Origin of the sequence: Methylobacterium sp. V23 (assembly GCF_002917135.1) — a bacterium.
Taxonomy (GTDB): Bacteria; Pseudomonadota; Alphaproteobacteria; order Rhizobiales; family Beijerinckiaceae; genus Methylobacterium.
Genome location: NZ_PDHT01000023.1, coordinates 45,064 through 69,575, shown reverse-complemented (window position 1 = coordinate 69,575; position 24,512 = coordinate 45,064). Strand labels below are relative to the sequence as shown.

The following is a 24,512-nucleotide window of genomic DNA, read 5'->3' as shown; positions in this document are numbered from 1 at the left end:
CGCTCGGCAGACCGAAGCGCCTCAGATCAACGCGGATCCCGGGAGGTGGTGACAGGCGGGACGGCTTCGGCACGCCCGGCGGAAGGGCCGTTGTCGTGCTCAGCCCCTTCCGAGGAGCCGATGGACCTGCCAGGTCAGCATCATGCTGGCCACCATCAGGGTGGCGTACAGGAGGTGGAGATAAAGCGGTGCGTCGTGCATCGGCTCGAACCCGTGGGCTACGGTGCGAGGAGAGCTCGGCTCCTTGCAACAACCGCGCCACGGTTTGAAGACGGACTTAGACGCCCTCCTGCCTTCCGTGCCCGCCGCTCAGGCTGCCGACGCGGCGCTCAGGTCGAAGGCCTTGGTGGAGGCCAGGCGCGTCAGCACGGCGAGCAGGTCGGTCTGGGTGATGATCCCGAGGATCCGACGGTCTTCGCCCGTGACCAGCACGGCGTGCGTGTGGCCGTTGGTCAGCGGCTCCACCAGGCTCACCACGGGCTCGCTGGCCTTGGTCGTCCGCGCCTCGGACATCACCTGCCCGATGCTGCCTTCTGTGCGCAGGGCCAGCTCGCGCAGGCCCAGGGTCCCGGCGAGGCGGCCCGCCTCGTCCACCACCGGCAGGGTCCGGATGTTGTGCCGGAGCAGGAGGTCACGCGCTCGAGCGAGCGGCTCATGCAGACCGATCGTCACCACGTCGCGGGACATCACCGCCTGGCAGTCCAGGGCGCCGTGCGCCCGCACCAGGGCCTGGCTCTCGACCTCCCGCAGCAGCCGGTCGAGGTCGGTGCGGTCGATGTCGAGGGTCTCGTTGAGGTTGAGGAGCGCGGCGTCGACGTCGCGGGCATGGAAGCCGACCCGGATGGGGGCCGGCAGGTCGGCCGTACCGTGCACGTTGGCTGGAGGTACCGCCGGGACGTGCGGATACTTGCGCCCGGAGATCCGATGGAAGGCAATGCCGAGGCTGACCAGGATGATGGAGTTCAGGCAGACCGGCACGAAGGGGAACAGGAAGCCCGAGGAGGCGATGGCCGGGCCGCCGATGAGCGCGGTGAGCGCCGCGGCCCCGCCCGGCGGATGCAGGCTGCGGGTGAACGACATCGCCGCGATGGCCAGCGAGACGCCGACCCCGATGGCCAGCACCGGATTGGGAATGAAGTGGGCGGCCGTGACGCCGATCAGGGCCGAGATCGTGTTGCCGCCGATGATCGGCCAGGGCTGGGCCAGCGGGCTCGCCGGCACCGCGAAGAGCAGCACCGCCGTGGCGCCCATGGGCGCCACGATCAGGGGAATGTGCGGGCCCTGGCCGACCATCCAGCCTGTCATGAGCCCCGTCAGGGCGATGCCGATGAGGGCGCCGAGGCAGCCGATCAGGCGCTCGCGCAGGGTGGCGCCGGCCAGGATCGGCCGGAACAGGCGGGAGCCGAGCAGCGTGTCGGCGTGGCGGTCGGGACCGGCGGTGTCGGACATCCTGTGCCCCTGTCTCGCGAAGCGCCCGCTTCACGGGCAAACGCCGAAAATGCAGGCCGGCGCCTCTGGTATACCAGTAAGACCTTACAGGGCGAGGACGGAATTGCAAACGCTTCAGGCAGATTGCCCACCTCGACGGCAAAGCGCTCTGGGCAAAGCGCTCCGGGTAAAACGCTCCGGTCTGCCGCCAGGGGGTTCTCGAATCGGGCCACGCCCGTCGCGGGGCAGCCGCCGGCCGGCCGCTCAGGCCGGCGGGTCGGCGCGGCCGGGCTCGACGATGACGTTGGGCGGCGTTGGGCCGGCCCCGTCGAGGACCTTGCGCAGGGCGCGGGCACGGGTGTGGCCGGCACGGCGGCGGGTCTCCGGCACGGCGCCGTATTCCCGCGCCACATCGGCCACGGCCGTCCGGGCGATCAGGCCGTGCTCGGCGGCATGCTCGGCCATCGCGAGGCTGTCGGCGGCGAGAACCAGGCTGCTGCCGGCGGCCTCCACCGCCTCGGCGAGCTTGGCGATCTCCTCCAGCCGGCCCGCATCCCGCGAAACGTTGCGGATATAGACGGCTGCCACCCGGCCGGGATGCGCGGCGACGATGCCTGCATAGACCTCGGGATCGTGCTGGCCGCTGTCGCCGATGAGCACGAAGGGCAGGTCGTTGTAGAGCGTCAGCATGTGGTCGATGAGGTGGCGCTTGTGGTCCTCGGCCCGGCGCGGCAGCGGGCTCGTCCAGGACAGGCCCCACTCGCGCAGGAACAGCACCGGCCCGACCGGGATCCGATGCATGACGAAGAACTCGCTGAGCATGTCGTAGATGCCCCACGGCGCCCGGGAGACGTAGAGCATCGGATTGCCCTCCGCCCCGCACGGCCCGGCATAGAGGGCGCGGTAGAGGGCGGCGGCGCCCGGGAAGGCGACGCGGTTCTCGGCATCCTCCACGAACAGCCGCCACAGCATCTTGACCTTGTTGGCCACGCCCGTGCGCATGATCGTGTCGTCGATGTCGCTGATCACCACCCGCCGGCAATCGGCCGAGGGGATGAACACCTGCCCCTTCGCCCGCACGGGCTCGGGGCCGGCCAGGTCGAGCTCCATGCTGTGCCAGGAGGCCTGCGGCGGCGCGGGCAGGTTCGGGCGCAGGTGGACGCGGAAGTAGCCGTCCCGGTCGGTGACGACCTGTTCCTCGCAGCCGAAGAAGCGCGCGGTGAGCACCGCGCCCGCCACCGTCCGGCGGGTGATGCGGCGCCGGATGTCGCGCAGTTCGGCGGCCCAGCCCTCGTCCGGGGCATCAACCGCCCGGCTCGTCTGCCGGAAGACCCGGCCGATGAGGAAGACCTCGTCGCGGGAGCCGTAGCCGCGGTAGGTCTCGACCACCGTGCCGGCGCGCCCCTGGGAGCGCCGGACCGGCTTGGCCAGCAGGCGCAGCCCCCGCAGGGCGCCTTTCGCGAACCGGGCGGCCCCCTGTCGGCCGGTCATCGTTGCGTCGTCATCGTCGTAGGCCCCCGTCGCAGCATCGCCGGTTCAATGCCCGGCGCCGGCAAAGGTTCGGCGCCGGCCCCGGCAACCGTCGCCCACAAGGCTGTGGAGCATGCGCGCCATGCCGTCGCGCGAACGGAACCCGGCCATCGAGCCCCGGTTCATCCCATGCACCCTGCGTTCCGGGTGCTGTCAGCGTCGAGTTTCCATGCATCTCCCCACCGATGACAGCGGCCATCCCCTGGCCGTGGACTTCCAGAATTTCATCCGAAGCCAGCCCTTTCCCTGCGTCGGCGCGAAATCCGCCCTCTCGAAGGGCCAGATGAAGATCGTCGTGGCGCGCAGCATCGCCTCGAGCTGGGACGACCCCCGGCTCTATCCCGCGCTCCTGGCCTTCATCTGCCGCTATCGCGCCAAGCCGGACCTTTTCCAGAGCTTCGCCGTCATCTTCGAGGGGCCGACGGACCTCGGCGAGGAGGCCTTCGAGCGCCACCTCTGGGACCGCGTGCAGTCCCTGTCGGACAAGGACGCCTTCCTCGGTCAGCGCTACGACACCCGCGTCGAGGCCGACCCGAACGATCCGCACTTCTCGCTCTCCTTCGGTGGCGAGGCGTTCTTCGTCGTCGGCATGCATCCCGGCGCCAGCCGGCCGGCCCGGCGCTTCCCGCACCCGGTCCTGGTGTTCAACCTGCGCGCCCAGTTCGAGCAGTTGCGCGCCGAAGGGCGCTACGAGAAGCTGCGCAGCGCGATCCTGTCGCGCGACGAGGCGCTGGCCGGCTCGATGAACCCGATGCTCGCCCGGCACGGCGACGCCTCGGAGGCGCGCCAGTACAGCGGTCGGGCCGTCGGAGCGGACTGGGTCTGCCCGTTCCGGGGTCGCGACGCGGAGGCCCGCGATGCCGCCTGAGACCCACGCGCACCCGGCGATCCTGCACGAGATTGCGCCGCGCTCCGGCGTTGCCTTCACCCTCGACAAGGGCGAGCGCCTCACCGTGATCGACCCCCAGGGCGAGCAGGTGGCCGACCTCCTCGCCTTCGTGCGCGGCGACCTCGACGAGGTGATCTCGTCGGGCCGCACTCTGGATTACGCCAGCCGGATCTACCTCACCACCGGCGACCCGATCTATTCCAACCGCTCGAACGTGCTCCTGCGCATCGTCGAGGACACGGTGGGCCGCCACGACTTCCTGCTGACCCCGTGCTCGGCCGACACCTTCCGGATCATCTACGGCGACACCCATCCGCACCGGGGCTGCTTCGGCAACCTCGCGGCGGCACTGGCGCCCTACGGCGTCGTGCCGGACCGGATCCCGGTGGCCTTCAACGTGTTCATGAACGTCACGGTGGACGGCGGCACGGGCGAACTGAAGGTCGAGCCGCCGCTCAGCCGAGCTGGCGACCACGTCACCTTCGAGGCCGAGTGCGACCTCGTGATCGGGCTGACCGCCTGCTCGGCCCTGCAGTCCAACAACAACAGCTTCAAGCCGATCCGCTACCGCATCGACCCCGCCCGCGCCTGAGGCGGGTGCCCGAGGGGGCCGCGGTCGTGCTATGGGCGGCGCCCGGATGCCCCGGCGCCGCCTCTCCCCGGGGCGGCCCGTCGTGAACAGGTCGAAGCGAGCCCCATGCGAACCATCGTCTATGCCGACGGCGGATGCGATCCCAATCCCGGTCCCGGTGGCTGGGGCGTGGTGATCGAGGCCGAGAGCGGCCGGATCGAACTCTGCGGCGGCGACCGGGCCACCACCAACAACCGCATGGAACTGACCGCCGCGATCAACGCCCTTCGCCACTTCCCGGAGGGCGCGCAGATCGAGATGCGCTGCGACAGCCAGTACGTCATCAAGTCGGTGACCGAGTGGATGCGGGGCTGGAAGGCCAAGGGCTGGCGGACCGCCACCGGCCCGGTGAAGAACGTCGAGCTGATGCAGGAACTCGATGCCCTCGCGGCCCGCCGCGACGTGCGCTGGACCTGGGTCCGGGGTCATACCGGTGAGGTCGGTAACGAGCGGGCCGACCGGTTGGCGGCGCAGGGCCGGCGCGAGGCCCTCGGCCTGCCGTCGCGCCCGGAGAGCGGGCCGGCACCGCTCACCGGCACCGCAGCCCTGCGCGCGGCGGTTGCCCCCGCCGTTTCCCAGGCGGCCTCGCAGACTGTCTCGCAGGCTGCCTTGGCTACGGCGCCCGCCGCGGCCGAGCCAGCGCCCGCGCGCACGAGCGCGATCCCCCTCGACCTCGGCCTCGGCCTGGAGGTGTCGCGCGCCGCGAAGGCCGCCGGCCTGACTCCGCAGGCCTACGTGGAACGGGCAGTGCGGCTCGCCCTCGACCTCGGCCCCGAGGGGCTGGAGCGGGCCCGTGCCGACCTGCGCAGTGCCAAGGGTGCCAAGGGCGCCTTCCCCCCGTGACTCCGTCGAGCCGTCCCCTCGGCCCGCCCCTTCGGGCCGGGTTCTTTGCCCGGCCGGCGGCGGACGTGGCCGCGTCCTTGATCGGCTGCGACCTGCGGGTCAACGGGATCGGCGGGATCATCGTCGAGACGGAAGCCTATGATCGGAGCGACCCGGCCTCGCACAGCGTCAACGGTCCGACCCGGCGCAATGCCAGCATGTTCGGGCCGCCCGGGCACGCCTACGTCTACCGCTCCTACGGCATCCACTGGTGCCTGAATCTCGTCTGTGAGCCGGGCAGCGCCGTGCTGATCCGGGCGCTGGAGCCCCGCCACGGCCTCGAAACCATGGCGGCCCGCCGGGGCCTGTCCGATCCGCGCCGCCTCTGCGCCGGGCCCGGCCGCCTGTGCCAGGCCCTGGCCGTCAGCCTCGCGATGGACGGCCTCGCCCTCGACGCGCCCCCCTTCGCGCTGGCTGCCCCCGAGACGGCCCCGGCCTGGATCACCGATCGCCGGATCGGCATCTCCCGCGCGGTGGAGACCCCCTGGCGCTTCCTGCTCGCCGGCTCGCGGGCGTTGAGCCGTCCGGCCTCGCGTCACGCGACGCCGGGCCGTTCCCTCACGCCGCCCTGACCGTCTCCAGGAAGCGGGTGACCTGCACGGTCAGGTGCTCCGACTGGGCCGTCAGGTCCGAGGCCGACACCAGCACCTGACGGGCGGCGGCGCCGGTCTCCTCGGCCGCGTGGGCGACGCCCGAGATGTTCTCTGTGACCTCGCTGGTGCCGCTGGCGGCCTGGCCGACATTGCGCACGATCTCCTGGGTCGCCGAGCCCTGCTCCTCCACCGCCGCGGCGATCGAGGTCGTCACCTGGCTGATCTCGCCGATCCGGCCGCTGATGGTGCGGATCGCCCCGACCGCGTGCTCCGTCGAGGCCTGGATGCGGCCGATCTGCTCCTCGATCTCGTGGGTCGCCCGCGTGGTCTGGTTGGCGAGCTCCTTGACCTCGGCGGCCACCACCGCGAAGCCGCGGCCCGCCTCGCCGGCCCGTGCCGCCTCGATGGTGGCATTGAGTGCCAGCAGGTTGGTCTGGCCCGCGATGGTGGTGATGAGCGCCACGACGTCGCCGATCCGCGCCGCAGCGGTGCTGAGGTCCTGGACGAGGCCGGCGGTCTGGGCCGCCTCCTCCACCGCCCGCAGGGCGAGGTTGGCCGACCCGTCGACCTGGCGGCCGATCTCCTGCACGGAGGAGCCGAGCTCCTCGGCCGCAGCCGCCACGGTGTTGACGTTGGAGGCCGCCTCCTCGGCGGCTGCCGCCACCGTCACCGACTGGTCGGTGGTCCGGGCCGCGTTGGTGCTCATCGCCTCGGCGGTCTCCTGCAGCGCGCCGGCCGAGGCCGACACCGTCGCGATGATAGAGCCCACCGCCGCCTCGAAGCCGTCGGCGAGTTCGTGCATGGTGCGCTGGCGCTCGGCTGCGGCCGCCGCATCGGCGATCTGCCGGCGCTCGGCCTCCTCCGTCGCCTTGCGGGCGACCAGGGCGCGGATCTCCTCCACCGCACGGCCCACGGCGCCGACCTCGTCGCGCCGGTTGCGTCCGAGGATCACCGCATCGCTGTCCCCGCGCGCCATCCGGCGCAGGGCCCCGACCAGTTGCCCGATCGGCCGGGTGATACCGAACACCGCGACGAGCCCGGCCGCCGCGAGGCCGACGAGGAGGCCGAGGCCGCCGAGGAGCAGGGTGTTGGTCCGCGTCCGATCCGTCAGCGCCGCGAGATTGCGGGCGCCCTCGTCGACGAAGGTCCGGATGTCCCGGCCGAGCGCGCTTCCCTCCAACACCATGGCGTCGAAGGTCGGGTCGACGGTCTGGTGCAGCAGCGTGACGGCCTCCGCCTTGAGACCGCTGCTGGCCAGGGTGCGCGCCTCGGAGCTGTCGGCCATGAAGCGGTTGACCTTCTGCTTCAGGCCGTCGATGCGCGGCGCGAAGCTGGGGGCGGCATCGCGCAGTTCCGCCAGCACCTTGTTCAGGCGCTCGCTCGCCTCATCGAATCCCTTGTCGGTCTTCTGCATCTCGTCGGGGCTGGCCTCGGCGATGTTGCGGAAGTTGAAGTAGCTCATCGTGAAGACCAGCCGGTTGACCGTCCGCAGATCGGCGATCGCCTTCGTATCGTGGGAGACGAAGCGGCTGTAGGCCTCGTCGATCGTCGTCATCTGGGTGGTGGCGTACCAGAGGCAGCCACTGACGATGACTCCGATCAGGCTGACCACCGCGATCAATTTGGTGATGATGCTGAAGCGCGCGAGCAAAGCCACGAGAGATCTCCGGACCAATATCGGTGCCAGGGCTAGCAGCCGGAAACTTAAGGCCCCGCTAAAGGATCGCAGTTGCTCACCGTTTGCGCTGACCTGCAAAGGCATTGCATTATATTTACTTTCTGGTTTGTGTCTGAAGGTCTCCAATTACGGACTTGCTCCAGGTCTTTGCCGAATTGATCCGGCAGAAATACCTCGCGAAACGTGCGTTGCCGGTGGCAGGCGCTGGAGCGGAGCGCCGGCACAGGCCCGAAAAAACCCGCCTCGGCGTGAGCCGGGCGGGGATGAGGTCTTCGAGCTTGGGTCGTCGGTGCAACGGCCGGCCGGCGCTATGGTTCCAGTCCGCGCCACCTGAACCCGGGACCGAATGTCCGCGTTTCCCGGGCGAGGCCTGCCCGTCAGGCGATTCGGGCGCATTGCGCGCCATCCGCCAGGGAATGACCATGCCCGCCACCGACGACCGGAAGACCCAGTATCTCACCGAGCGCGATCGCCTGATGGCAGAGCTCGCCGCACTCGGACAGGTCGCCCATACGGAAAAGCGCCAGTTCGAAGACGGGTACGCCCTGCGCGACATGGACGAGAGCACCCGGGAAGGCCTTCGGCTGCGCATCGGAGAATTGACGGCGCTCATCGAGAAGATCGAAACCGGCACCGCCTAGCCGGGAATGGACCGGCTGCAGCGACCGAAAAAAAGAGGCTCGCAAGGGCGGTGCCCTGCGAGCCGAGACGGTCCGAAACCTTGGAGACGCCCAGGCTAGACCGCAGCTCCCGTGCCTCGCATCCCCCAAATGGAGGGTGACAAGAGGGTCATCCGGTCTTCGTATGAAACCGCTACGGGGTCGGAACGTCGCGAAAAAGCTCCCTCCCAACAGGCTGGGCTCCGGACGGCAGGCCCCACGGACCAGAGATCCCGACCGGGTCGCCCTTGCGCTGTTTGCGCAACAGTCGCCTCGATCCTGTCCAACTTTGGATTAAACCATATTGTCATAGTTATAGCACCGTCTATACCGCGGTCTGGGACCAGAGGCGCGGGGGCGGCATGACGAGAGCGGATCGCGATGGGCGCAGCGGCTCTGGCCGCGTGAGTCTCACGGGCCTCGCCCTGCTCACCCTGACGGCCGCTTCGAGCGCCCACGCGGCCGATCTCGGTGCGCCGCGCCCGCGGGCCACCGCGCCTGCGTTCGTCGATTGGTCGGGCCCCTATCTCGGGATCGAGGGCAGCGCCGGCAATTCCTACGGCGCCTACAACTTTCGCGACACCACGGTCGGTGGCCGCCCCGTCCGGGCGTTCAAGACCGGCGACGCCACCGGTCAATCCGACCTCGGCCGCAACGCCACCACCGCCGTCGGCGGCTTGTTCGGCGGTTACAACTGGCAGGCCGGCCCTTGGCTGTACGGCATCGAGGCCGATGTCGCGGGCGCGAACCTGAAGCGGCCGGTGCTCCTGCCCACCCCCGGCTTCGTCGGCGACGGCGATCCGGGCCTCGGCCTGATCCGGGCCAAGACCGACGTCTACGGAACCCTGCGCGGGCGCTTCGGCTACGCCTTCGAGCGGTCGCTGGTCTATGCGAGCTTCGGGCTCGCCGGCGCCAATGCCCGGATCCTGGCGAGCTATCCGGATTCCGGCACCGGCCTCGTCACTACTGCGCGGCGCGACCTCGCCTCCCTCGGCTTTACGCTGGGAGCCGGCGTGCAGTTCGCCGTGACCGAGAGCTTCGCCCTCGGGATCGACTACCGCTATCTCGACCTCGGCGACAACGGCCGCGTCAACCTCGGCGCCGTCCCGGGCCTCGGCCCGGTCACGACGCATCAGGATTCCTTCACCTCGCACCAGATGATGGCGCGCCTGTCCTGGCATCCGAACGGCTTCGTGCTGCCACCGGAGGTCGACGAGGCCGCCCCCCACGATCCCGGCGACGGCTCCGGAGACCGGTTCTCGCTCCACGGCCAGACCACCTTCATCGCCCAGGGAGTGCCGGGCTTCCACGCGCCCTATACCGGCCCGGCGAGCCTGATCGGCCATCAGGTGCAGTCGACCACCACCGCCACCGCCTTCCTGGGGCTCAAGCTCTTCGAAGGCACGGAGCTCTACTACAATCCCGAATTCTCCCAGGGCTTCGGCCTGAGCCGGACCCTGGGCGTTGCCGGCTTCGTCAACGGCGAGGCGCAGAAGGCGGGCGCGCCGTTTCCGAAGCTGCGCTCCAACCGCTACTTCGTGCGTCAGACCTTCGGCCTCGGCGGTGAGACCGAGGACGTTCCGGACGGCCCGAACCAGGTCGCCACCCGGCGCGACATCGAGCGGATCACCGTGGTGGCGGGCAAGTTCGCCCTCGGCGACTACTTCGATGGCAACATCTACGCCCACGACCCGCGGGTCGACTTCATGAACTGGGGCATCTGGGCTTCCGGCGCCTACGACTTCCCCGCCAACCTGCCCGGCTTCACCCAGGGCGTGATGGTCGAGTACAACCGCGCCGCGTTCGCGATCCGGGCCGCCTACACCCAGGTGCCGAAGGAGCCCTCCAGCGACGTCCTCGACCCCCGCGTCTTCCGCCGGGCCGGCACCACCATCGAGTTCGAGGAACGCCACGTGGTGCCGGTCCTCGACCAGCCCGGAAAGCTGCGCCTCGGCTTCTTCAGCAATGTCGGCAACACGGCGGATTTCCGGGAGGTGGTGTCGCTGACCCAGGCCGGGCTCTTCGGTGACATCAACGACGCGGCCGCCGCCACGCGGGCCGCACGGCGCAAGACCGGCTTCTACCTGAATCTCGAGCAGGCGGTGACGCCGGACCTCGGCGTCTTCGCCCGCTTCAGCGCCAATGACGGCCGCACCGAGAGCCTGTCCTTCACCGATATCGACCAGTCCGTCTCCGGCGGCCTGTCCCTCAAGGGCACCGCCTGGGGCCGGCCCGGCGACACGGTGGGCCTCGGCACCTCGATGAACACGATCTCGCCGAGCCATCGCGCCTTCTTCGCCAACGGCGGCGTCGGCCTCCTCATCGGCGACGGCCGGCTCAACTATGCCCCCGAGCGCGCGGTGGAGGCCTACTACGCCTTCGCCCTGAGCAAGTCCCTGACCCTGTCGGTCAATTATCAGCACGTGGAGAACCCGGCCTACAACCGGGACCGCGGACCGGCGGACTTCTTCGGCACCCGCATCCACGCGGATTTCTGAACACGACGACGCCGGTCTCGCGTCAGGAGCGCGGACGCTCCGGTTGGTCGCAGCGATAGGCCCGCCCGTTGAGCGACGCGACCGGCACGAACCGGCCGCCCGCGGCCCGGCACTCGGCGACATGCGCGTCCATGGCCCACTTGTCGGCGAGGGCGAGGCTGAGCGGGACGACCGTAACCACCAGCAGCAGCGCGACCACGGCGCAGACGGCCCAGCCGATCCCACGGGGCGGCGGCTCCGGCGGATGGAATCGCTCAGGTGGAAGCGGCGCGAGGAACGCCAGCGTGGTGAGCCCGAGGAGAGTGGCGCCGCCCATGATCATCCCGCATCGGTCAGGCACCCCAACCTATCGGATGCCGGCGCCCAGGGGAGGCGACCATACGAAGCAGCGCCCCCACCGAGCCCCGGGGCACCCGCCGGCCCCGACCTCACGCCCAGCGCGCCAGGGCCGCCTCCGCCTCCGCGGCGTTGTCGCGGATGCGGTAGACGGTCTGCCGGCTGAGGCCCGTGGCGGTGGCGATCGCCGAGATCCCCCTCCCCTCGACCAGGGCGGAGCGCACCGCCTCGTACTGCGCCCGGCTGAAGCTCGGCTTGCGTCCGCGATAGACGTCGCTGCGCGCCCGCGCCTGGGCGATGCCGGCCTTCTGCGCCTCACGCATGGCCTCCGCCTGGGCCTGGGCCGTCGCCGCCATGAAACCGATGAGGGCATCGCGCACGGCCTGTTGCATCGGATCCGCCGTGGCCCCGTCGAAGGTCAGCCGGTGGATGACCGTGCGCACCACGACGCCTCGGCGCATCATCTCCCGGAGCGTGTCGCAGACATCCGCGTAGTTGCGGCCCAGGCGGTCCACCCAGCGCACCACCAGCACGTCGCCCCGCCGCAGCAGATCGAACAGTCGGCGCCCCTGCGGCCGCTCGCGCAGGCAGGTGCTCAGGCCCGACACCCCGTCATCGGCCACCACCTCGTCGATCACGAAGCCCGCGGCAACCGCCTGCGCCTCCTGGAGGGCGATGGTCTGGTCTCCTGTCGAGACCCGGGCATACAGAATGGTCTTCATCGATCACGACCGCACTTGGACATCAGGCCCGCACGACGCCGTCCGTCCGTTCCCGTGTCAATCCATTCGACGGCAGGAGGGCCAAGGTGCGGCGGCGTGATGCGGCGGCTCGACATCCCGGAGGCTTGGCATCCCGGAGGCTTCGTCCGTCGCCGACCCGCGAGGCCGAGGCTGCCGGCTGACGACGTCGTCCAAGATCTATTCATGATGCATCGAGACTTGATCAGACCCTGATCTCAGGCCCCATCGTTTAATCCTGCCCTCCACGTGCCTGGACGCACGTCATGGATGAGATCGAGGCCCCATATTCGGTTCAGACAGATGAAGCGAGCCCATTAACCCGGCTTGCACTGTATAGGAGCTCGATAGCCTCAATGAAGACCCGTATCGCCGCCATCGCCGCCGCTCTCGTCCTCGGCGCGGCTCCGATCTCGTCCGCCATGGCCTACGACAGCCCCGCCCGTTACACGTCCTTCGCGCCCTACGATGTCGAGACGACGGGCTCGGTGAACGACATGCGCCGTCCCCCGGCCTATCTCGGTTGCCCGATGAGCTCGGCCGCCGAGGGCAACGCCAACCAGCAGAACTTCCCCACCCAGCAGTACGGCCAGACCTCGGGCGGTAACCGCTGCTGATCGGACCCGCGAAGGCGACTCACATGCTGCTGAAAGGCTTCTCCTACGCCATGGTCGCGGCCTTTGTCGGCGGCCTCGTCTTTACCATCGTCGGTTCGGCCCAGGCCTATCTCAACCTGTAAGCCGTGCCTGGACCGACAGGATCCCTCACCGACCCGCCCGGCCTGCGCCGCGGCGGGTCGCGTCGTGAGCGCGGGCAGCGCCCGTTGCCCAGCGCTCGCCACCCGGTCTCCGGGAGGCTATAGCCGTCGGGCGTGCGTCAGTGCGTCCCCGCTCGCGGAAGGGCGCCGCCGGCCGATCCCGAGGCTGCCCGTGTCTGCCCGTTCCTCTCATCGCTCGAGCTGATGCCGCCTCAACTCCTCCTTGCCATTGCCGCGATCCTTCCCTTTCTGGGCAGCGCGGCCGTGATCAGCCTGCCCGGACATGCGCGCAACGCCGCCGCGATCCTGGCCGGGTCGATCCTGGTGGCGTGCCTGGCCTGCATCGGGCTCCTCTACCCGGCGGTCTCCGCATCCGGCAGCAGCCTCGTCTGGGCGGTGGATTGGTTGCCGACGCTCGGCGTCCAGTTCGTCCTGCGGCTCGATGGCCTGGCCTGGCTGTTCGCGATCCTCGTGCTGGGGATCGGCGCGCTCGTGGTCCTGTACGCCCGCTACTACATGGCCGCCGAAGATCCGGTCCCGCGCCTCTTCAGCTATCTCCTCGCCTTCGTCGGCGCGATGCTGGGAATCGTGCTCTCGGGCAATCTGATCCAGCTCGTCGTGTTCTGGGAACTGACGAGCATCGTGTCCTTCCTGCTGATCGGCTACTGGACCGACAACGCCTCCGCCCGCGATGGGGCCCGGATGGCCCTCACCATCACGGCGGCCGGCGGGCTCTGCCTGTTCGTCGGCATGGTGCTGATCGGGCAGATCGTCGGGAGCTACGACCTCGGGGTGGTCCTGGCCTCGGGCGACGCGATCCGCTCCAGTCCGCTCTACCTGCCGGCCCTGGTGCTGGTGCTGGCGGGCGCCCTGACCAAATCGGCGCAGTTCCCCTTCCATATCTGGCTGCCGCGCGCGATGGCGGCCCCGACGCCGATCAGCGCGTACCTGCACTCCGCCACGATGGTGAAGGCCGGCATCTTCCTGATGATCCGCTTCTGGCCCGTGCTGGCCGGCACCGAGAGCTGGTACTGGATCGTCGGCACCGCCGGCATGGCGACGATGCTGGTGGGGGCCTGGAGCGCGATCTTCCAGCACGACCTCAAGGGCCTGCTCGCCTACTCCACGATCAGCCATCTCGGGCTCATCACCCTCCTGCTCGGCCTGGATTCGCCCCTCGCCGTCGTGGCGGCGATCTTCCACACCGTGAACCACGCGACCTTCAAGGCCTCGCTCTTCATGGCGGCCGGGATCATCGACCACGAGACGGGCACGCGGGACATGCGCCGCCTCAGCGGGCTGTGGCGGGCGATGCCCTACACGGCGACGCTGGCGATGGTGGCTGCCGCCGCGATGGCGGGCGTGCCCCTCCTCAACGGCTTCCTCTCGAAGGAGATGTTCCTGGCTGAAGCCGTCGACAATGCGGGCGAGCACTGGCTGAACCTCGCCCTGCCGGTGCTGGCGACGCTCGCGAGCGCCTTCACCATGCTCTACTCGGTGCGCTTCATCCGCCAGACCTTCTTCGGGCCCGCCCCCCACGACCTGCCGCACGCACCCCACGAGCCGGTCCGGTGGATGCGCATCCCGATCGAACTCCTCGTCCTGGTCTGCATCGCGATCGGCCTCGTGCCGAACCTCACCATCGGGCCTGCCCTGGCGGGCGCGGTCCGGTCGGTCCTCGGCGCACGGACGCCGGACTACGACCTCGCGATCTGGCACGGCTTCAACGCGCCGCTGGCCCTGAGCGTCGTGGCGCTCGTCGGAGGCGTCGCGCTCTACGTCGCGTTCGGGCGGCGGATCAACCGCAATCCCCGCGGCGGCCCCTGGCTGATGGACCGGATCGACGGCGGCTGGCTGTTCGAGCGGGCGATGACGGGTCTCGTGACCGGCGCCCGGCGGCTGGAGGGGCACCTGGGCAGCGAGCGCCTCCAGGTGCAGCTACGCATCCTCTTCCTGACCGTGCTCCTGGCCGCCATGATGGCCGGAGCCGTCCGGGGGCTCGATCTCTTCGCAGCGGGAAAAACAACGGCGTTCGACCCGGCCTTCGCGCTGATGTGGCTGGTGGGCGCGGCTTGCGCGATCGGGGCGGCGGAGCGGGCGAAGTACCATCGCCTCTCGGCCGCCATCTTCGTCGGCGGCGCCGGGCTCGTGAGCAGCCTGACCTTCCTCTGGCTCTCGGCGCCCGACCTCGCGGTCACGCAGATCCTGGTGGAGATCGTCACCACGGTGATGCTGCTGTTGGGCTTGCGCTGGCTGCCCAAGCGCGACGCCGCGATTTCGGCGTCGGCCTCCGAGACCGCGCGCGCCCGGCGCCGGCGCATGATCGATTTCTGCATCGCGGCCTTCGCCGGCCTCGGTCTCGCCGGGCTCGCCTACGCGGTGATGACGCGGCCGGCGGTCGACGGCATCGCGCGCTGGTTCGTGGAGGAGGCCTACCCGCGCGCTGGCGGGCGCAACGTCGTCAACGTCCTGCTGGTCGATTTCCGCGCGTTCGACACCCTGGGCGAGATCTGCGTGCTCGGCATCGTCGGCCTCACGGTGTTCGCGCTGCTGCGCCGCTTCCGCCCGGGGTCGGACAGTCTGCAGCGTCCCAAGCAGCAGGTCAGCCACGATGCCTACGACGCGGCGCGGGCCGACCGCAGCCCCGGCGACACTGCCGCCGATGCCCTGCTGGTTCCCCGGGTGGTCACGACCTGGCTGTTCCCCTTCATCGTCCTGCTCGCCCTGCACCTGTTCCTGCGGGGACATGACCTGCCCGGCGGGGGCTTCGCGGGCGGCATCGCGCTGACCATCGCTTTCGTGCTGCAATACATGGCCCAGGGGGCCGAGTGGGTGGAGGAGCGCCTGCGCATCCGACCCATCGCCTGGATCGGCGTCGGCCTGCTGATCGCCGTCCTGGCGGGCGCGGGATCCTGGCTGTTCGGGCGGCCGTTCCTCACCGCCTACTTCGCCTACTGGGAGCCGCCGCTGCTCGGAAAGGTGCCGGTTGCGAGCGCGCTGGTGTTCGACCTCGGGATCATGGTCCTGGTGGTGGGGGCGAGCGCGCTGATGCTCGTTGCCTTGGCGCACCAATCGGTGCGTCGGACGCGGGCGGCCGAAGCCGAGGCGGAGCGGATCGCCGAGAGGGAGCCGGCCTGATGGAACTCGTCCTGTCGCTGGGCATCGGCGTCTTCGCTGCCTCGGGCATCTGGCTGATGCTGCGCCCGCGCACCTTCCAGGTCGCCCTCGGTATTTCGCTGCTGAGCTACGCCGTGAACCTCTTCATCTTCGCCATGGGACGGCTCACGGTCGGGGCGCCGCCGGTACTCGGGGCCGGCGCCGAGGTGGTCTCCGTCGACGATCCGGTGCCCCAGGCCCTGGTCCTCACCGCCCTGGTGATCGGCTTCGCGCTGACCGCGCTCTTCCTCGTCGTCCTTCTGGCCGCCCGCGGCATCACCCGCAGCGATCACGTGGATGGTCGCGAGCCCGCCCAGGCCGAACCGCAGCCCGGGAATCCGCACCCATGAGACGCTCCCCCAGCAGGAGGCCTCCCTCCGCGATGGCCCGTTGCCGATGACCCCGTCCCTCCTGACGGCCACCGCGGAGACCGCCTGGTCGGACCACCTCGTGGTGCTGCCGATCGTGCTGCCGATCGCCGTGGCGGGGGTGATGCTCCTGTTGGACGAGCGACGGCGCCGGCTGAAATCGGGGCTCAGCCTCGTCACCGTGCTTCTGCTCCTCGGCATCGCCTTGATGCTGGCCCTGCGCGCCGATGCAGCGGCCCAGGTCTACCGCCTCGGCAACTGGGACGCGCCCTACGGCATCGTCCTGGTGGCCGACCGGCTCTCGGCGATGATGCTGGTGCTGGCCAGCGTCCTCGGCCTGTGCGCCCTCGTCTTCTCCTTCGCCCGCTGGGGCCGGGCCGGGCCTCGCTTCCACGGCCTGTTCCTGCTGCTCCTGATGGGCGTGAACGGGGCCTTCCTCACCGGCGACCTGTTCAACCTGTTCGTCTTCTTCGAGGTGATGCTGGCCGCCTCCTACGGCCTCGTCCTGCACGGCTCGGGCGAGACGCGGATCCGGGCCGGCCTCGGCTACATCGCCGTGAACCTGGTCGCCTCGCTGTTCTTCCTCGTCGGCGTCAGCCTGATCTACGGAACCATGGGGACGCTCAACATGGCGGACCTCGCGCGGCGGCTCGCGGCGCCGGCGGCCGCCGAACCGGCCCTGTTCGAGATCGGCTGCGCCGTGCTGGGCATCGCCTTCCTGATCAAGTGCAGCGCCTGGCCCCTCGGCTTCTGGCTGCCGACGACATACGCGGCGGCGAGCGCGCCCGCGGCCGCGATCCTCGCCATCCTGAGCAAGGTCGGCATCTACGTGGTGATCCGGCTGAGCCTGCTCCTGTTCGGTTCGGGTCTGTCCGCCGGCTTCGGCCAGACCTGGATCCTCGCGGCCGGGCTTGCGACCATGGCCTACGGGACCATCGGGATTCTCGCCGCGCGGGAACTCACCCGGGCCGCGGGCTACGCCGTGATGATCTCGTCCGGCACGATGCTGGCTGTCCTGGGCACTGGCAGCGCCGCGGCGCTCGCGGGCGCCCTGTACTACCTCGTCGGATCGACGTTGGCGGCCGGCGCCCTGTTCCTCCTCGCCGAGATCCTGCAGCGCGGCCGTGCGCCGGGGCAGGCCCAGCAAGCGGTCTTTGCGGACGAGTACCGCGACCCCTTCGACGACGCCGACGCCATCGAGATCGGCCGGACGTTTCCGGCGGCGGTCGCACTGCTGGGCAGCGGCTTTCTCCTCTGCACGCTGATGCTCGCCGGTATTCCACCCCTTTCCGGGTTCGTCGGCAAGCTCGCGATGTTCACCGGACTGGCCACAGGCCCGATCACGGCCGCGGCCTGGTGGCTGATCGCCGCCCTGACGCTCTCCAGCTTCGGCACCCTGGCGCCGCTGGTGCGCCTCGGCATCCAGAACCTCTGGGTTCCGAGCGTCGACCCGCCCCCGGTCCTCCGAACGTCCGAGTTCCTGGCCCTGTCCGGACTGCTCGCCGCCTGTCTGGCCCTCGCCCTCTGGGGCGGCCCGGCCCTCGCCTATGCGGACGCCACCGTCCGTTGGCTGGCGCAACCGCAGGATTACGTCCGGGCCGTTCTCGGCGCGGCCCAGGGAGGCGCGGGCACTTGAGACGGTTCCTGCCCTACCCGCTGCTGACGGTCGGCCTCGCCCTGACCTGGCTCCTGCTGAACGCACCGGTCACACCCGGAAGCGCCGCGCTGGCGCTCCTGGTCGGGTTGTCGGTTCCCGCCGTGATGCGGGCCCTGAAGCCCCAGGCCGTGCCCCTGCGCGCGCCGGGTACCCTCGCGCGCCTCGCCGTCGTCGTCCTCTACGACATGGTCCGGTCGAACATCGACGTCGCCCGGATCATCCTGGGGTTGCGCCGCGGCGAGCGGCGCACCGGGTTCGTGACGATCCCCCTCGACCTGCGCGAGCCCTTCGGCATCACGGTCCTGTCGATCATCCTCACCGGCACCCCCGGCACGCTCTGGGTGCAGTACGATTCGCAGACCGGCTGCCTGCTCCTGCACGTGCTCGACTATACGGGCGGGGACGAATGGGTGCGGCGCGTGAAGGATCGCTACGAGCGCCCCCTGATGGAGGTCTTCGCATGAGCGCCACCACCGTTCTCGACTGGGGGCTCGGCCTCGCCCAGGGCATGCTGGTGCTGGCCATGGCGCTCGCCGCGTGGCGGATGCTACGCGGTCCGCGCGCGCAGGACCGCATCCTCGGGCTCGACACCCTCTACCTCAACGGCATGCTGGCGATCGTGGTCCATGGCATGCGCACCGGCAGCGGCCTCTACTTCGAGGCCGCGCTGATCCTCGGCATGATCGGCTTCACCGCCACCGTGGCGCTGGCCAAGTTCCTGATGCAGGGTGAGGTGATCCAATGAGCGGCGCGGAGCTGCCGCTCTGGGCGGCCTGGCTGGTGGTCGCCCTGGCGGTCGTCGGAGCCGCCTTCGCGCTGACCGGCGCCCTCGGCCTCATCCGCCTGCGGACCTTCTACGAGCGCGTCCACGCGCCGACCCTCGGGGCGACGCTGGGCATGGCCCTGATCCTGATCAGTTCCATGCTGCTCCTGTCGCTCATCGAGGGCCGGCTCGTCCTGCGCGACGCCCTGATCGGCGTATTCCTCACCGTGTCGACGCCCGTCACGCTCCTGCTCCTCGCGCGGGCCGCGGCACATCGCGACCGCCACGAGGGCACGCCCGGCGCGCCGCCGGAGGTCTGAGGCTCGCTCCGACCAGCGCCCGGCATCGCCGGAGCGGGCCGCCGCGATGGTCGCGTTCAGGGCTAAGAGGTTGATCTAGCTCGCGATCGCCGACCTGCCGGAGGCGATCGCGCGCACGGCGCCCTGCAACACCGACGACCGGGTCCTGGGCGCGGACGGCCTCTGCCGCGGGTTCGAGGCCAGCGGCGCTCCGGTCCTGGATCGTGACGGCGCGGTGCGGGAGCGGGTCGGACACGACGCGATCCGGGCCGGGCGCTCGGGATGGCGGGCGTCGAGGCATGGGTTTCGGGGGGCGACGGAATCGGGCCGCCCCGGACAAATCGCTCAGTTGGCCGTCCGATCCGACGCGGCCGGCGCGAAGGTCCAGCCGTTCAGGGAGCGGGGAATCGGCAAGCGCGCAAGGTCCAGCCCACACGAGGCTTTCTAGGCGTGTTCCTCGGTCAGCATCTTGAGCCCCTGCTCCGCCGACTCGCAGGTTCCGAGAACGTCATGGTCCAGCAGAACCACGTAACAATCCTTCTGCGCCAGGAGCGTTCGCTGGATGCGGAGCGCTCCTTGAGGCGTGTCACAGAGCCAATAACCACCCATTGCACGCACCTCCGCCTGAGATCCGGGAGCGAGATCATGGGGCGCGGACCCGATTGCTGTCCAGAACCTTAATGCATACCATTTGGTATGACATGCAAAATTCCGCCGGCGCGCCTGGTCTGCCGCGATGCCGGACCTTCGAAGGCCCGAGAGGGGATGACGGGGTCGGGGGAGCGGTTCTACACTCTCGCCCCCGACGACGGCCCCGATCCGGTGAAGGAGTGCAGGGTGAGCGGAACAGAATCCGACGAAGACCGCCTCCGGAATACCACGCGGGTCGTGTCGAGGTCGCGCCGGTCCTTCCTGGCGCAGGGTACCGCCCTCGTCGGCGGCGGCCTGGTGGCCGAACGCGCGGTGGATCCGGCCGCGGCGCGGGAATCGGCCGCAGCGCAGGAATCGGCCGACGGTCCGCCCGGCGTGCCGCCGTGGATGACGACCCCCGGCGCGGATACCGGGGCGCAGCCCTACGGGACGCCGTCGCCGTTCGAGAAGAACGTCGTCAAGAACATTCCGAAGACCCTCAAGCAGTATACCTCGGCCTCGGTGCGCACGCCGCTGCAGGAGCTCGACGGCATCATCACGCCCAACGGGCTGTTCTACGAGCGACACCATGGCGGGGTCCCCGAGATCGACCCGGCCCAGCACCGGCTGATGATCCACGGCCTGGTCGAACGGCCCCTGGTCCTCACCATGGCGGACGTCCGGCGCTTCCCGAGCGTGTCGCAGATCCATTTCATCGAGTGCTCGGGCAATCCCGACTTCAAGGCGATCCGGGCGGGCCGCACCGCGTCCGACCTGGTGGGGCTGGTGAGCTGCGCCGAATGGACGGGCGTGCGCCTGAGGACGGTGCTGGAGGAGGCCGGGCTCAAGCCGGGCGCCAGGTGGGTGATCGCCGAGGGCGCGGATTCGGCCGCGCTGACCCGCAGCCTGCCGATCGCGAAGTGCCTCGACGACGCGCTGCTGGTCTACAGCCAGAACGGCGAGCGTCTGCGCCCGCAGCAGGGCTACCCCCTGCGCGTGCTGCTGCCCGGCTACGAGGGCAACATGAGCGTGAAGTGGCTGCGCCGGCTCAACGTGACGGACGAGCCGGCCTATTCCCGCGAGGAGACGGCGAAGTACACCGACCTGATGCCGGACGGGACCGCGCGGCAGTTCACCTTCACCATGGAGGCGAAGTCGGTGATCACGCGCCCCTCGGGGACGCAGCGGATCGTGCCCGGCTTCAACGAGATCACCGGGATCGCCTGGAGCGGGCGGGGCAGGATCGCCCGGGTCGAGGTCTCGGTCGACGACGGCCGGAGCTGGCAGGAGGCGCAGCTCCAGGCACCCGTCCTCGACAAGGCGCTGACCCGGTTCCGCCTGGCCTGGAGCTGGGGCGGAGAGGCCGCCGTGATCCAGAGCCGGGCCACCGACGAGACCGGCTACGTGCAGCCGCTCTTCTCCGCGCTGGCCGGGGCCCGGGGCCTGAACTCGTTCTATCACAACAACGCCGTCATCCCCTGGCGCATCGCGGAGAGCGGAGAGGTCTCGAATGGCTATCCCAAGGCGTGACGGCGCCGCGCGCCCGATGGGCGCGAGTCCCGCGACCACCCCGGCCGCCATCGGCTTTTCCGCCATCACCCTGGCCGCGCTCACCCTGGCCGGCCCGGCCTCGGCCGAGACCCGCTACGGGATCGGGCGCCCCGCCACCGCGGCGGAGATTGCCGCCTGGAACATCGACATCGACCGGGACGGCCGCAAGCTTCCGCCGGGCCGGGGCAGCGTCGCCCAGGGCGGCACGCTCTTCGCGGAGCGCTGCGCCGCCTGCCACGGCGAGAAGGCCGAAGGCGGCCTCGGCGACCGGCTCGTGGGCGGCCAGGGCACGCTCGCCTCGGCCACGCCGGTGAAGACGGTCGGCAGTTTCTGGCCCTATGCCCCGACGCTGTTCGACTACGTCCGCCGCGCCATGCCGATGAACGCGCCGCAATCGCTCACGGACGACGAGGTCTACGCCGTGGTCGGCTACCTGCTGAACCTGAACGGCCTGGTGCCGGACGACGCCGTCCTGGAGGCCAGGACGCTCGCCGCCGTGCGGATGCCCAACCGCGACGGCTTCGTGCCGGATCCGCGCCCCGACGTGCCCTGAGGCGCGGCCTCGGCTGCGCGGCTTGGCTCGGCTGCGCGGCTTGGCTGGGCTGCGCGGCTTGGCTCGGCTGCGCGGCTTGGCTCGGCTGCGCGGCTCGACTCAGCTGCCCGGCTTGGCGTGGACGTTGGCGAAGAACAGCTCTCGCCAGTCCTGGGCGCCGCGGCGGATCACCTTGGTGCGGGCCATGAAGGTCACCACGGGGAGGATCGCCTGGGGCGTGGTCGTGAAGGTGACCTGGGGCGAGGCCAGGATCGACGCGATCAGGCCGACATCGGAGCCGTCGCGGGCGAGGCGCGCATAGGCCGCGGCGGCGGCCCGGGGGTCGCCCGCGATGGACGCCACCGCCTCCTCGAGGGCGGCCGTGAAGGCGGCATGGACGGTGGGGTTGGCCTCCACGAAGGCGGCGGAAGCCCAGACCACGTTGAAGGTCGAGGGCCCGCCGAGCACGTCGAAGCTGTTGAGGATCGTCCGGATGCCGGGCCTGCGCAGCTCCAGCTCCTGGATCGGCGCGGCGGTGAAATGCGCGGTCACCTCCTGGCCGGCCAGGAGCGCGGCCATGCCGTCCGGGTGCGACAGGGTCACGGTCAGGCGGTCGAGGTCGTTCCGCCGCGCCGCGCCGAGTTCCCTCTCGGCCGCCATCTGCAGGAACATGGCCTGGACCGAGACCTTCACGGCCGGCAGCGCGATCTTGTCCCGGTCGGTGAAGTCGGCCAGCGACCGGATGCGCTCCGCGTTGGTGTTCATGAGGAGCGGCATGGCGTTCATCGCCGCCACGCCCTTCACCGCCAGGCCGGTGCCCTCGGTCTTGGACCAGAGCAGGACGAGGGGCGGCACGCCGCCGGCCACGAACTGGATCGAGCCGGACAGGAGCGCATCGTTCATCGCGGCCCCGCCCGCCAGGGTGACGTAGCGGGCGGCGAGCCCCGTCAGGCCCCGGGCCGCGGCGTGCTTCTGGAGCAGGCCCTGGTCCTCCATCAGCATCAGCGGCAGGTGCCCCAGGCTCGGCTGGCGCGCGATGCTGACCGCCTGCACCTGGCCCAGGCCGGGCGCAGGCCCGCGAGGAGGGGCAGTCCCGCGCCGAGCAGCCCCCGGGCCAGGACGTCGCGTCGGCGCATGTGAACCTCCCTGGACCGGACTCGCGAGGGTGGGGGCGGTCGGCCCGCCTTACGGAGCGGAGACCTTCGGCCGGCGGATCACCGGGGCGGGCACGCTCTCGATCAGCACGTTGAGGCAGGCCGGCAGGCCGCTGGCATGGGCCTCCTCCAGCGCCCCGGGCAGGTCCTCGGCCCGGGTCACGAGGGCGCCGTGGCCGCCGAGCGCCGTGACGACGCGGTCGTAGCGGGAGCTGAGGAGGTCACAGTGGCGGGCCCGCGCCGCGCCGTACTGGCGCAGCTGGATCTGGTACTCGGCGTTCCAGCGCGCATCGTTGCCCACCACGGCGATGAAGGGCAGGCCGTAGCGCACGGCGGTGTCGAACTCGGCCATGTGGAAGCCGAAGGTGCCGTCCCCCAGGACCGCCACCACGGGCCCCGCCGGGTCGTGGAGCCGGGCCGCCAGGGCGAAGGGCAGCGAGGCCCCGATGGTGCCCGAGACCCCGTTGATGAGGCGCCGGGGGGCCTGCACCAGGGCCTGGGGCCATTGCCCGATCTCGCCCCCGTCGCAGATCAGCGTGCCGCCGGGATGCCGGTCGAGGAAGGCGGCGACCCCGCGGCACAGCTCCACCGGATGGAGGCGGCCCTCGGGACCGCGCCGGTCGTCCCAGTCCGCGGGCCGGTACGCCACCGCCGCCCGCACGGCGGCCGGCCAGTCCGTCCCCTCGCCGGGGCGGCGCGCCGCGTCGGAGGGGCGTGCGCGGCAGGATCGGGCCAGGGCCGCGAGGGTCGCCAGCGCATCGCCCGCGCCCGCGACGGCGAGGCGGCCCGGATCGACCCGCGCGACGAGGGCGGGATCGGGGTCGATGACGACGAAGCGGCAGGCCGGCGCCACCGCGGGCGCCTCGCCGAACTTCAAAGTGAAGTCGAGGGGCTTGCCGACGAGCACGAGGCAGTCGGCCTGGGCCAGCACCTCGGCGAAGGCGCCCAGGCTCGGATCGTTGAGGCCGCGCGCGCTCTCCATGCCGAGAACGGGCAGGCCCGAGGCCGCCTCCAGCGCCGCCATCCGGGCGCGCCCCGCGGCGCCGCAGGCGACCGGGCCGCACAGGATCAGCGGGCGCTGCGCCCGGCCGAGCTCCGCCATCACCGCCGCGACGAGGTCGGCTCCGGGCTCGCCGGCCCGGATCGCGGCCTCGGCCGGGGCCGAGGAAGGAGGGGCGGCCGCGGCGGGGGCCGAGGAAGGGGGGGCGGCCTCGGCTGGGGCCGAGGAAGGAGGGACGGCCTGGGCCGGTGCCTCCAGGAGGTCGACCGGCAGGCTGAGATGCACGGGCCCCGGCCGGCCCTCGCGGGCGATCCGCAGGGCCCGGGCGATGTCGTCCGCCAGGGTGTCGACGGAGGCGGCGGTCCACGAGGCCTTGGTCATCGGCCGGGCGATGTCGGCCTGGGCGAGTTCCTGGAAGGCGCCGCGCCCGATCTCCGACAGGCCGGCATGCCCCGAGAGCAGCAGGACCGGGCTCTCCGCCGCCAGCGCGGTGAACAGGGCGGCGGCACCGTTGGTCTGCCCCTGGCCGCCGGTGACCAGTGCGACGCCGACCTCCCCGGTGAGGCGCCCCCAGGCATCGGCCATGTGCACGCAGGCCGCCTCCTGGCGGACATGCACCACCGCGATGTCCGTGCCCAGCAGGGCGTCGAAGATCGGCATGATGTGGTTGCCCGACAGGGTGAAGATGCGGCGGACGCCGAGGCGCTCCAGCGTCTCGACGACGATGTCGGCGCCGCGCGGCCGGCCCGGGGACTGGTCCATGACGTCTCTCTCCGCGCTC

Annotated in this window: 22 protein-coding genes; 15 read left to right on the top strand and 7 right to left on the bottom strand. The window is 70.9% G+C overall.

Annotation, left to right across the window (positions count from 1 at the left end):
* Window positions 1-309: 309 nt before the first annotated feature.
* Both CRT23_RS19800 and CRT23_RS19795 read right to left on the bottom strand, forming a co-directional pair.
* Window positions 310-1,449 (bottom strand): HPP family protein, encoded by a 1,140-nt coding sequence (locus tag CRT23_RS19800; protein ID WP_103711357.1) that lies wholly within the window; start codon window positions 1,447-1,449, stop codon window positions 310-312.
* Between the two features lie 243 nt (window positions 1,450-1,692).
* On the bottom strand, window positions 1,693-2,919 hold the full coding sequence (locus CRT23_RS19795; protein ID WP_103711355.1) for a phosphatase domain-containing protein: 1,227 nt from the start codon (window positions 2,917-2,919) through the stop codon (window positions 1,693-1,695).
* 208 nt (window positions 2,920-3,127) lie between these two features.
* On the opposite strand from CRT23_RS19795, the gene gntA reads away from it, so the two are divergent.
* The 4 genes from gntA to CRT23_RS19775 all read left to right on the top strand — a co-directional run bounded on the left by gntA (window position 3,128) and on the right by CRT23_RS19775 (window position 5,932).
* Window positions 3,128-3,826 (top strand): guanitoxin biosynthesis heme-dependent pre-guanitoxin N-hydroxylase GntA, encoded by a 699-nt coding sequence (gntA, locus tag CRT23_RS19790; RefSeq protein WP_055957517.1) that lies wholly within the window; start codon window positions 3,128-3,130, stop codon window positions 3,824-3,826.
* Window positions 3,816-4,439 carry an urea carboxylase-associated family protein gene (locus CRT23_RS19785; RefSeq protein ID WP_103711353.1) on the top strand — a complete coding sequence of 208 codons (624 nt, stop codon included), beginning with the start codon at window positions 3,816-3,818 and terminating at the stop codon, window positions 4,437-4,439. The genes gntA and CRT23_RS19785 overlap by 11 nt, the downstream gene beginning before the upstream one ends.
* 105 nt (window positions 4,440-4,544) lie before the next feature.
* Window positions 4,545-5,321 (top strand): ribonuclease HI, encoded by a 777-nt coding sequence (gene rnhA, locus CRT23_RS19780; protein ID WP_103711351.1) that lies wholly within the window; start codon window positions 4,545-4,547, stop codon window positions 5,319-5,321.
* Window positions 5,318-5,932, top strand: coding sequence for a DNA-3-methyladenine glycosylase (locus CRT23_RS19775; protein ID WP_103711349.1), 615 nt, complete (start codon window positions 5,318-5,320; stop codon window positions 5,930-5,932). Before rnhA ends, CRT23_RS19775 begins: the two co-directional genes overlap by 4 nt.
* Here the strand turns inward: CRT23_RS19775 and CRT23_RS19770 are convergent.
* A complete protein-coding gene (locus tag CRT23_RS19770; protein ID WP_245436397.1) occupies window positions 5,919-7,610 on the bottom strand; it encodes a methyl-accepting chemotaxis protein in 1,692 nt (563 codons plus the stop codon). The two genes, CRT23_RS19775 and CRT23_RS19770, sit on opposite strands and share 14 nt — an antisense overlap.
* Window positions 7,611-8,053: 443 nt before the next feature.
* Here CRT23_RS19770 and CRT23_RS19765 point away from each other — a divergent pair, with 443 nt between their 5' ends.
* Window positions 8,054-8,272 carry a hypothetical protein gene (locus tag CRT23_RS19765; protein WP_146056432.1) on the top strand — a complete coding sequence of 73 codons (219 nt, stop codon included), beginning with the start codon at window positions 8,054-8,056 and terminating at the stop codon, window positions 8,270-8,272.
* A gap of 380 nt (window positions 8,273-8,652) precedes the next feature.
* Window positions 8,653-10,788, top strand: coding sequence for a carbohydrate porin (locus CRT23_RS19760; protein ID WP_103711343.1), 2,136 nt, complete (start codon window positions 8,653-8,655; stop codon window positions 10,786-10,788).
* Window positions 10,789-10,810: 22 nt separating this feature from the next.
* Here CRT23_RS19760 and CRT23_RS19755 read toward each other — a convergent pair whose 3' ends face one another.
* Together CRT23_RS19755 and CRT23_RS19750 are read right to left on the bottom strand one after the other, a co-directional pair.
* The gene (locus CRT23_RS19755; protein WP_146056431.1) at window positions 10,811-11,104 is read right to left on the bottom strand and encodes a hypothetical protein; all 294 of its coding nucleotides are present in this window, start codon (window positions 11,102-11,104) and stop codon (window positions 10,811-10,813) included.
* Window positions 11,105-11,216: 112 nt separating this feature from the next.
* Complete coding sequence (locus tag CRT23_RS19750) at window positions 11,217-11,846, bottom strand: recombinase family protein (RefSeq protein WP_055957539.1); 630 nt, start codon at window positions 11,844-11,846, stop codon at window positions 11,217-11,219.
* Window positions 11,847-12,220: 374 nt separating this feature from the next.
* On the opposite strand from CRT23_RS19750, the gene CRT23_RS19745 reads away from it, so the two are divergent.
* The 9 genes from CRT23_RS19745 to CRT23_RS19705 all read left to right on the top strand — a co-directional run bounded on the left by CRT23_RS19745 (window position 12,221) and on the right by CRT23_RS19705 (window position 21,598).
* Complete coding sequence (locus CRT23_RS19745; protein ID WP_055957542.1) at window positions 12,221-12,481, top strand: hypothetical protein; 261 nt, start codon at window positions 12,221-12,223, stop codon at window positions 12,479-12,481.
* Window positions 12,482-12,825: 344 nt separating this feature from the next.
* The gene (locus tag CRT23_RS19740) at window positions 12,826-15,759 is read left to right on the top strand and encodes a monovalent cation/H+ antiporter subunit A (protein WP_103711341.1); all 2,934 of its coding nucleotides are present in this window, start codon (window positions 12,826-12,828) and stop codon (window positions 15,757-15,759) included.
* On the top strand, window positions 15,759-16,127 hold the full coding sequence (locus CRT23_RS19735) for a Na+/H+ antiporter subunit C (protein ID WP_103711339.1): 369 nt from the start codon (window positions 15,759-15,761) through the stop codon (window positions 16,125-16,127). Before CRT23_RS19740 ends, CRT23_RS19735 begins: the two co-directional genes overlap by 1 nt.
* Window positions 16,128-16,173: 46 nt before the next feature.
* A complete protein-coding gene (locus CRT23_RS19730; protein WP_103711387.1) occupies window positions 16,174-17,781 on the top strand; it encodes a monovalent cation/H+ antiporter subunit D in 1,608 nt (535 codons plus the stop codon).
* A complete protein-coding gene (locus tag CRT23_RS19725) occupies window positions 17,778-18,266 on the top strand; it encodes a Na+/H+ antiporter subunit E (RefSeq protein WP_055957552.1) in 489 nt (162 codons plus the stop codon). Before CRT23_RS19730 ends, CRT23_RS19725 begins: the two co-directional genes overlap by 4 nt.
* Window positions 18,263-18,547 carry a K+/H+ antiporter subunit F gene (locus tag CRT23_RS19720; protein WP_055957555.1) on the top strand — a complete coding sequence of 95 codons (285 nt, stop codon included), beginning with the start codon at window positions 18,263-18,265 and terminating at the stop codon, window positions 18,545-18,547. The genes CRT23_RS19725 and CRT23_RS19720 overlap by 4 nt, the downstream gene beginning before the upstream one ends.
* Window positions 18,544-18,885, top strand: a complete 342-nt coding sequence (gene mnhG, locus CRT23_RS19715) for a monovalent cation/H(+) antiporter subunit G (protein WP_055957558.1) — start codon at window positions 18,544-18,546, stop codon at window positions 18,883-18,885. Before CRT23_RS19720 ends, mnhG begins: the two co-directional genes overlap by 4 nt.
* A gap of 744 nt (window positions 18,886-19,629) precedes the next feature.
* Window positions 19,630-21,024 (top strand): sulfite dehydrogenase, encoded by a 1,395-nt coding sequence (gene soxC, locus CRT23_RS19710; RefSeq protein ID WP_103711337.1) that lies wholly within the window; start codon window positions 19,630-19,632, stop codon window positions 21,022-21,024.
* Window positions 21,025-21,040: 16 nt separating this feature from the next.
* Entirely contained in the window at window positions 21,041-21,598 is a 558-nt protein-coding gene (locus tag CRT23_RS19705) for a cytochrome c (RefSeq protein WP_210202093.1), read from the top strand.
* Between the two features lie 99 nt (window positions 21,599-21,697).
* Here CRT23_RS19705 and CRT23_RS19700 read toward each other — a convergent pair whose 3' ends face one another.
* The gene (locus tag CRT23_RS19700) at window positions 21,698-22,630 is read right to left on the bottom strand and encodes an ABC transporter substrate-binding protein (RefSeq protein ID WP_245436395.1); all 933 of its coding nucleotides are present in this window, start codon (window positions 22,628-22,630) and stop codon (window positions 21,698-21,700) included.
* 132 nt (window positions 22,631-22,762) lie between these two features.
* Window positions 22,763-24,493, bottom strand: a complete 1,731-nt coding sequence (locus CRT23_RS19695; protein WP_103711333.1) for a thiamine pyrophosphate-binding protein — start codon at window positions 24,491-24,493, stop codon at window positions 22,763-22,765.
* Window positions 24,494-24,512 lie beyond the last annotated feature (19 nt).

What these genes read in the sequence shown, in the direction of transcription:
- CRT23_RS19800 (WP_103711357.1), bottom strand. Translation starts at nt 1,449, where the DNA reads ATGTCCGACACCGCCGGTCCCGACCGCCACGCCGACACGCTGCTCGGC.
- CRT23_RS19720 (WP_055957555.1), top strand. Translation starts at nt 18,263, where the DNA reads ATGAGCGCCACCACCGTTCTCGACTGGGGGCTCGGCCTCGCCCAGGGC.
- gntA (WP_055957517.1), top strand. Translation starts at nt 3,128, where the DNA reads ATGCATCTCCCCACCGATGACAGCGGCCATCCCCTGGCCGTGGACTTC.
- CRT23_RS19760 (WP_103711343.1), top strand. Translation starts at nt 8,653, where the DNA reads ATGACGAGAGCGGATCGCGATGGGCGCAGCGGCTCTGGCCGCGTGAGT.
- rnhA (WP_103711351.1), top strand. Translation starts at nt 4,545, where the DNA reads ATGCGAACCATCGTCTATGCCGACGGCGGATGCGATCCCAATCCCGGT.
- CRT23_RS19765 (WP_146056432.1), top strand. Translation starts at nt 8,054, where the DNA reads ATGCCCGCCACCGACGACCGGAAGACCCAGTATCTCACCGAGCGCGAT.
- CRT23_RS19735 (WP_103711339.1), top strand. Translation starts at nt 15,759, where the DNA reads ATGGAACTCGTCCTGTCGCTGGGCATCGGCGTCTTCGCTGCCTCGGGC.
- CRT23_RS19740 (WP_103711341.1), top strand. Translation starts at nt 12,826, where the DNA reads ATGCCGCCTCAACTCCTCCTTGCCATTGCCGCGATCCTTCCCTTTCTG.
- CRT23_RS19785 (WP_103711353.1), top strand. Translation starts at nt 3,816, where the DNA reads ATGCCGCCTGAGACCCACGCGCACCCGGCGATCCTGCACGAGATTGCG.
- CRT23_RS19795 (WP_103711355.1), bottom strand. Translation starts at nt 2,919, where the DNA reads ATGACCGGCCGACAGGGGGCCGCCCGGTTCGCGAAAGGCGCCCTGCGG.
- CRT23_RS19745 (WP_055957542.1), top strand. Translation starts at nt 12,221, where the DNA reads ATGAAGACCCGTATCGCCGCCATCGCCGCCGCTCTCGTCCTCGGCGCG.
- CRT23_RS19695 (WP_103711333.1), bottom strand. Translation starts at nt 24,493, where the DNA reads ATGGACCAGTCCCCGGGCCGGCCGCGCGGCGCCGACATCGTCGTCGAG.
- CRT23_RS19750 (WP_055957539.1), bottom strand. Translation starts at nt 11,846, where the DNA reads ATGAAGACCATTCTGTATGCCCGGGTCTCGACAGGAGACCAGACCATC.
- CRT23_RS19755 (WP_146056431.1), bottom strand. Translation starts at nt 11,104, where the DNA reads ATGGGCGGCGCCACTCTCCTCGGGCTCACCACGCTGGCGTTCCTCGCG.
- CRT23_RS19705 (WP_210202093.1), top strand. Translation starts at nt 21,041, where the DNA reads ATGGGCGCGAGTCCCGCGACCACCCCGGCCGCCATCGGCTTTTCCGCC.
- soxC (WP_103711337.1), top strand. Translation starts at nt 19,630, where the DNA reads ATGACGGGGTCGGGGGAGCGGTTCTACACTCTCGCCCCCGACGACGGC.
- mnhG (WP_055957558.1), top strand. Translation starts at nt 18,544, where the DNA reads ATGAGCGGCGCGGAGCTGCCGCTCTGGGCGGCCTGGCTGGTGGTCGCC.
- CRT23_RS19730 (WP_103711387.1), top strand. Translation starts at nt 16,174, where the DNA reads ATGACCCCGTCCCTCCTGACGGCCACCGCGGAGACCGCCTGGTCGGAC.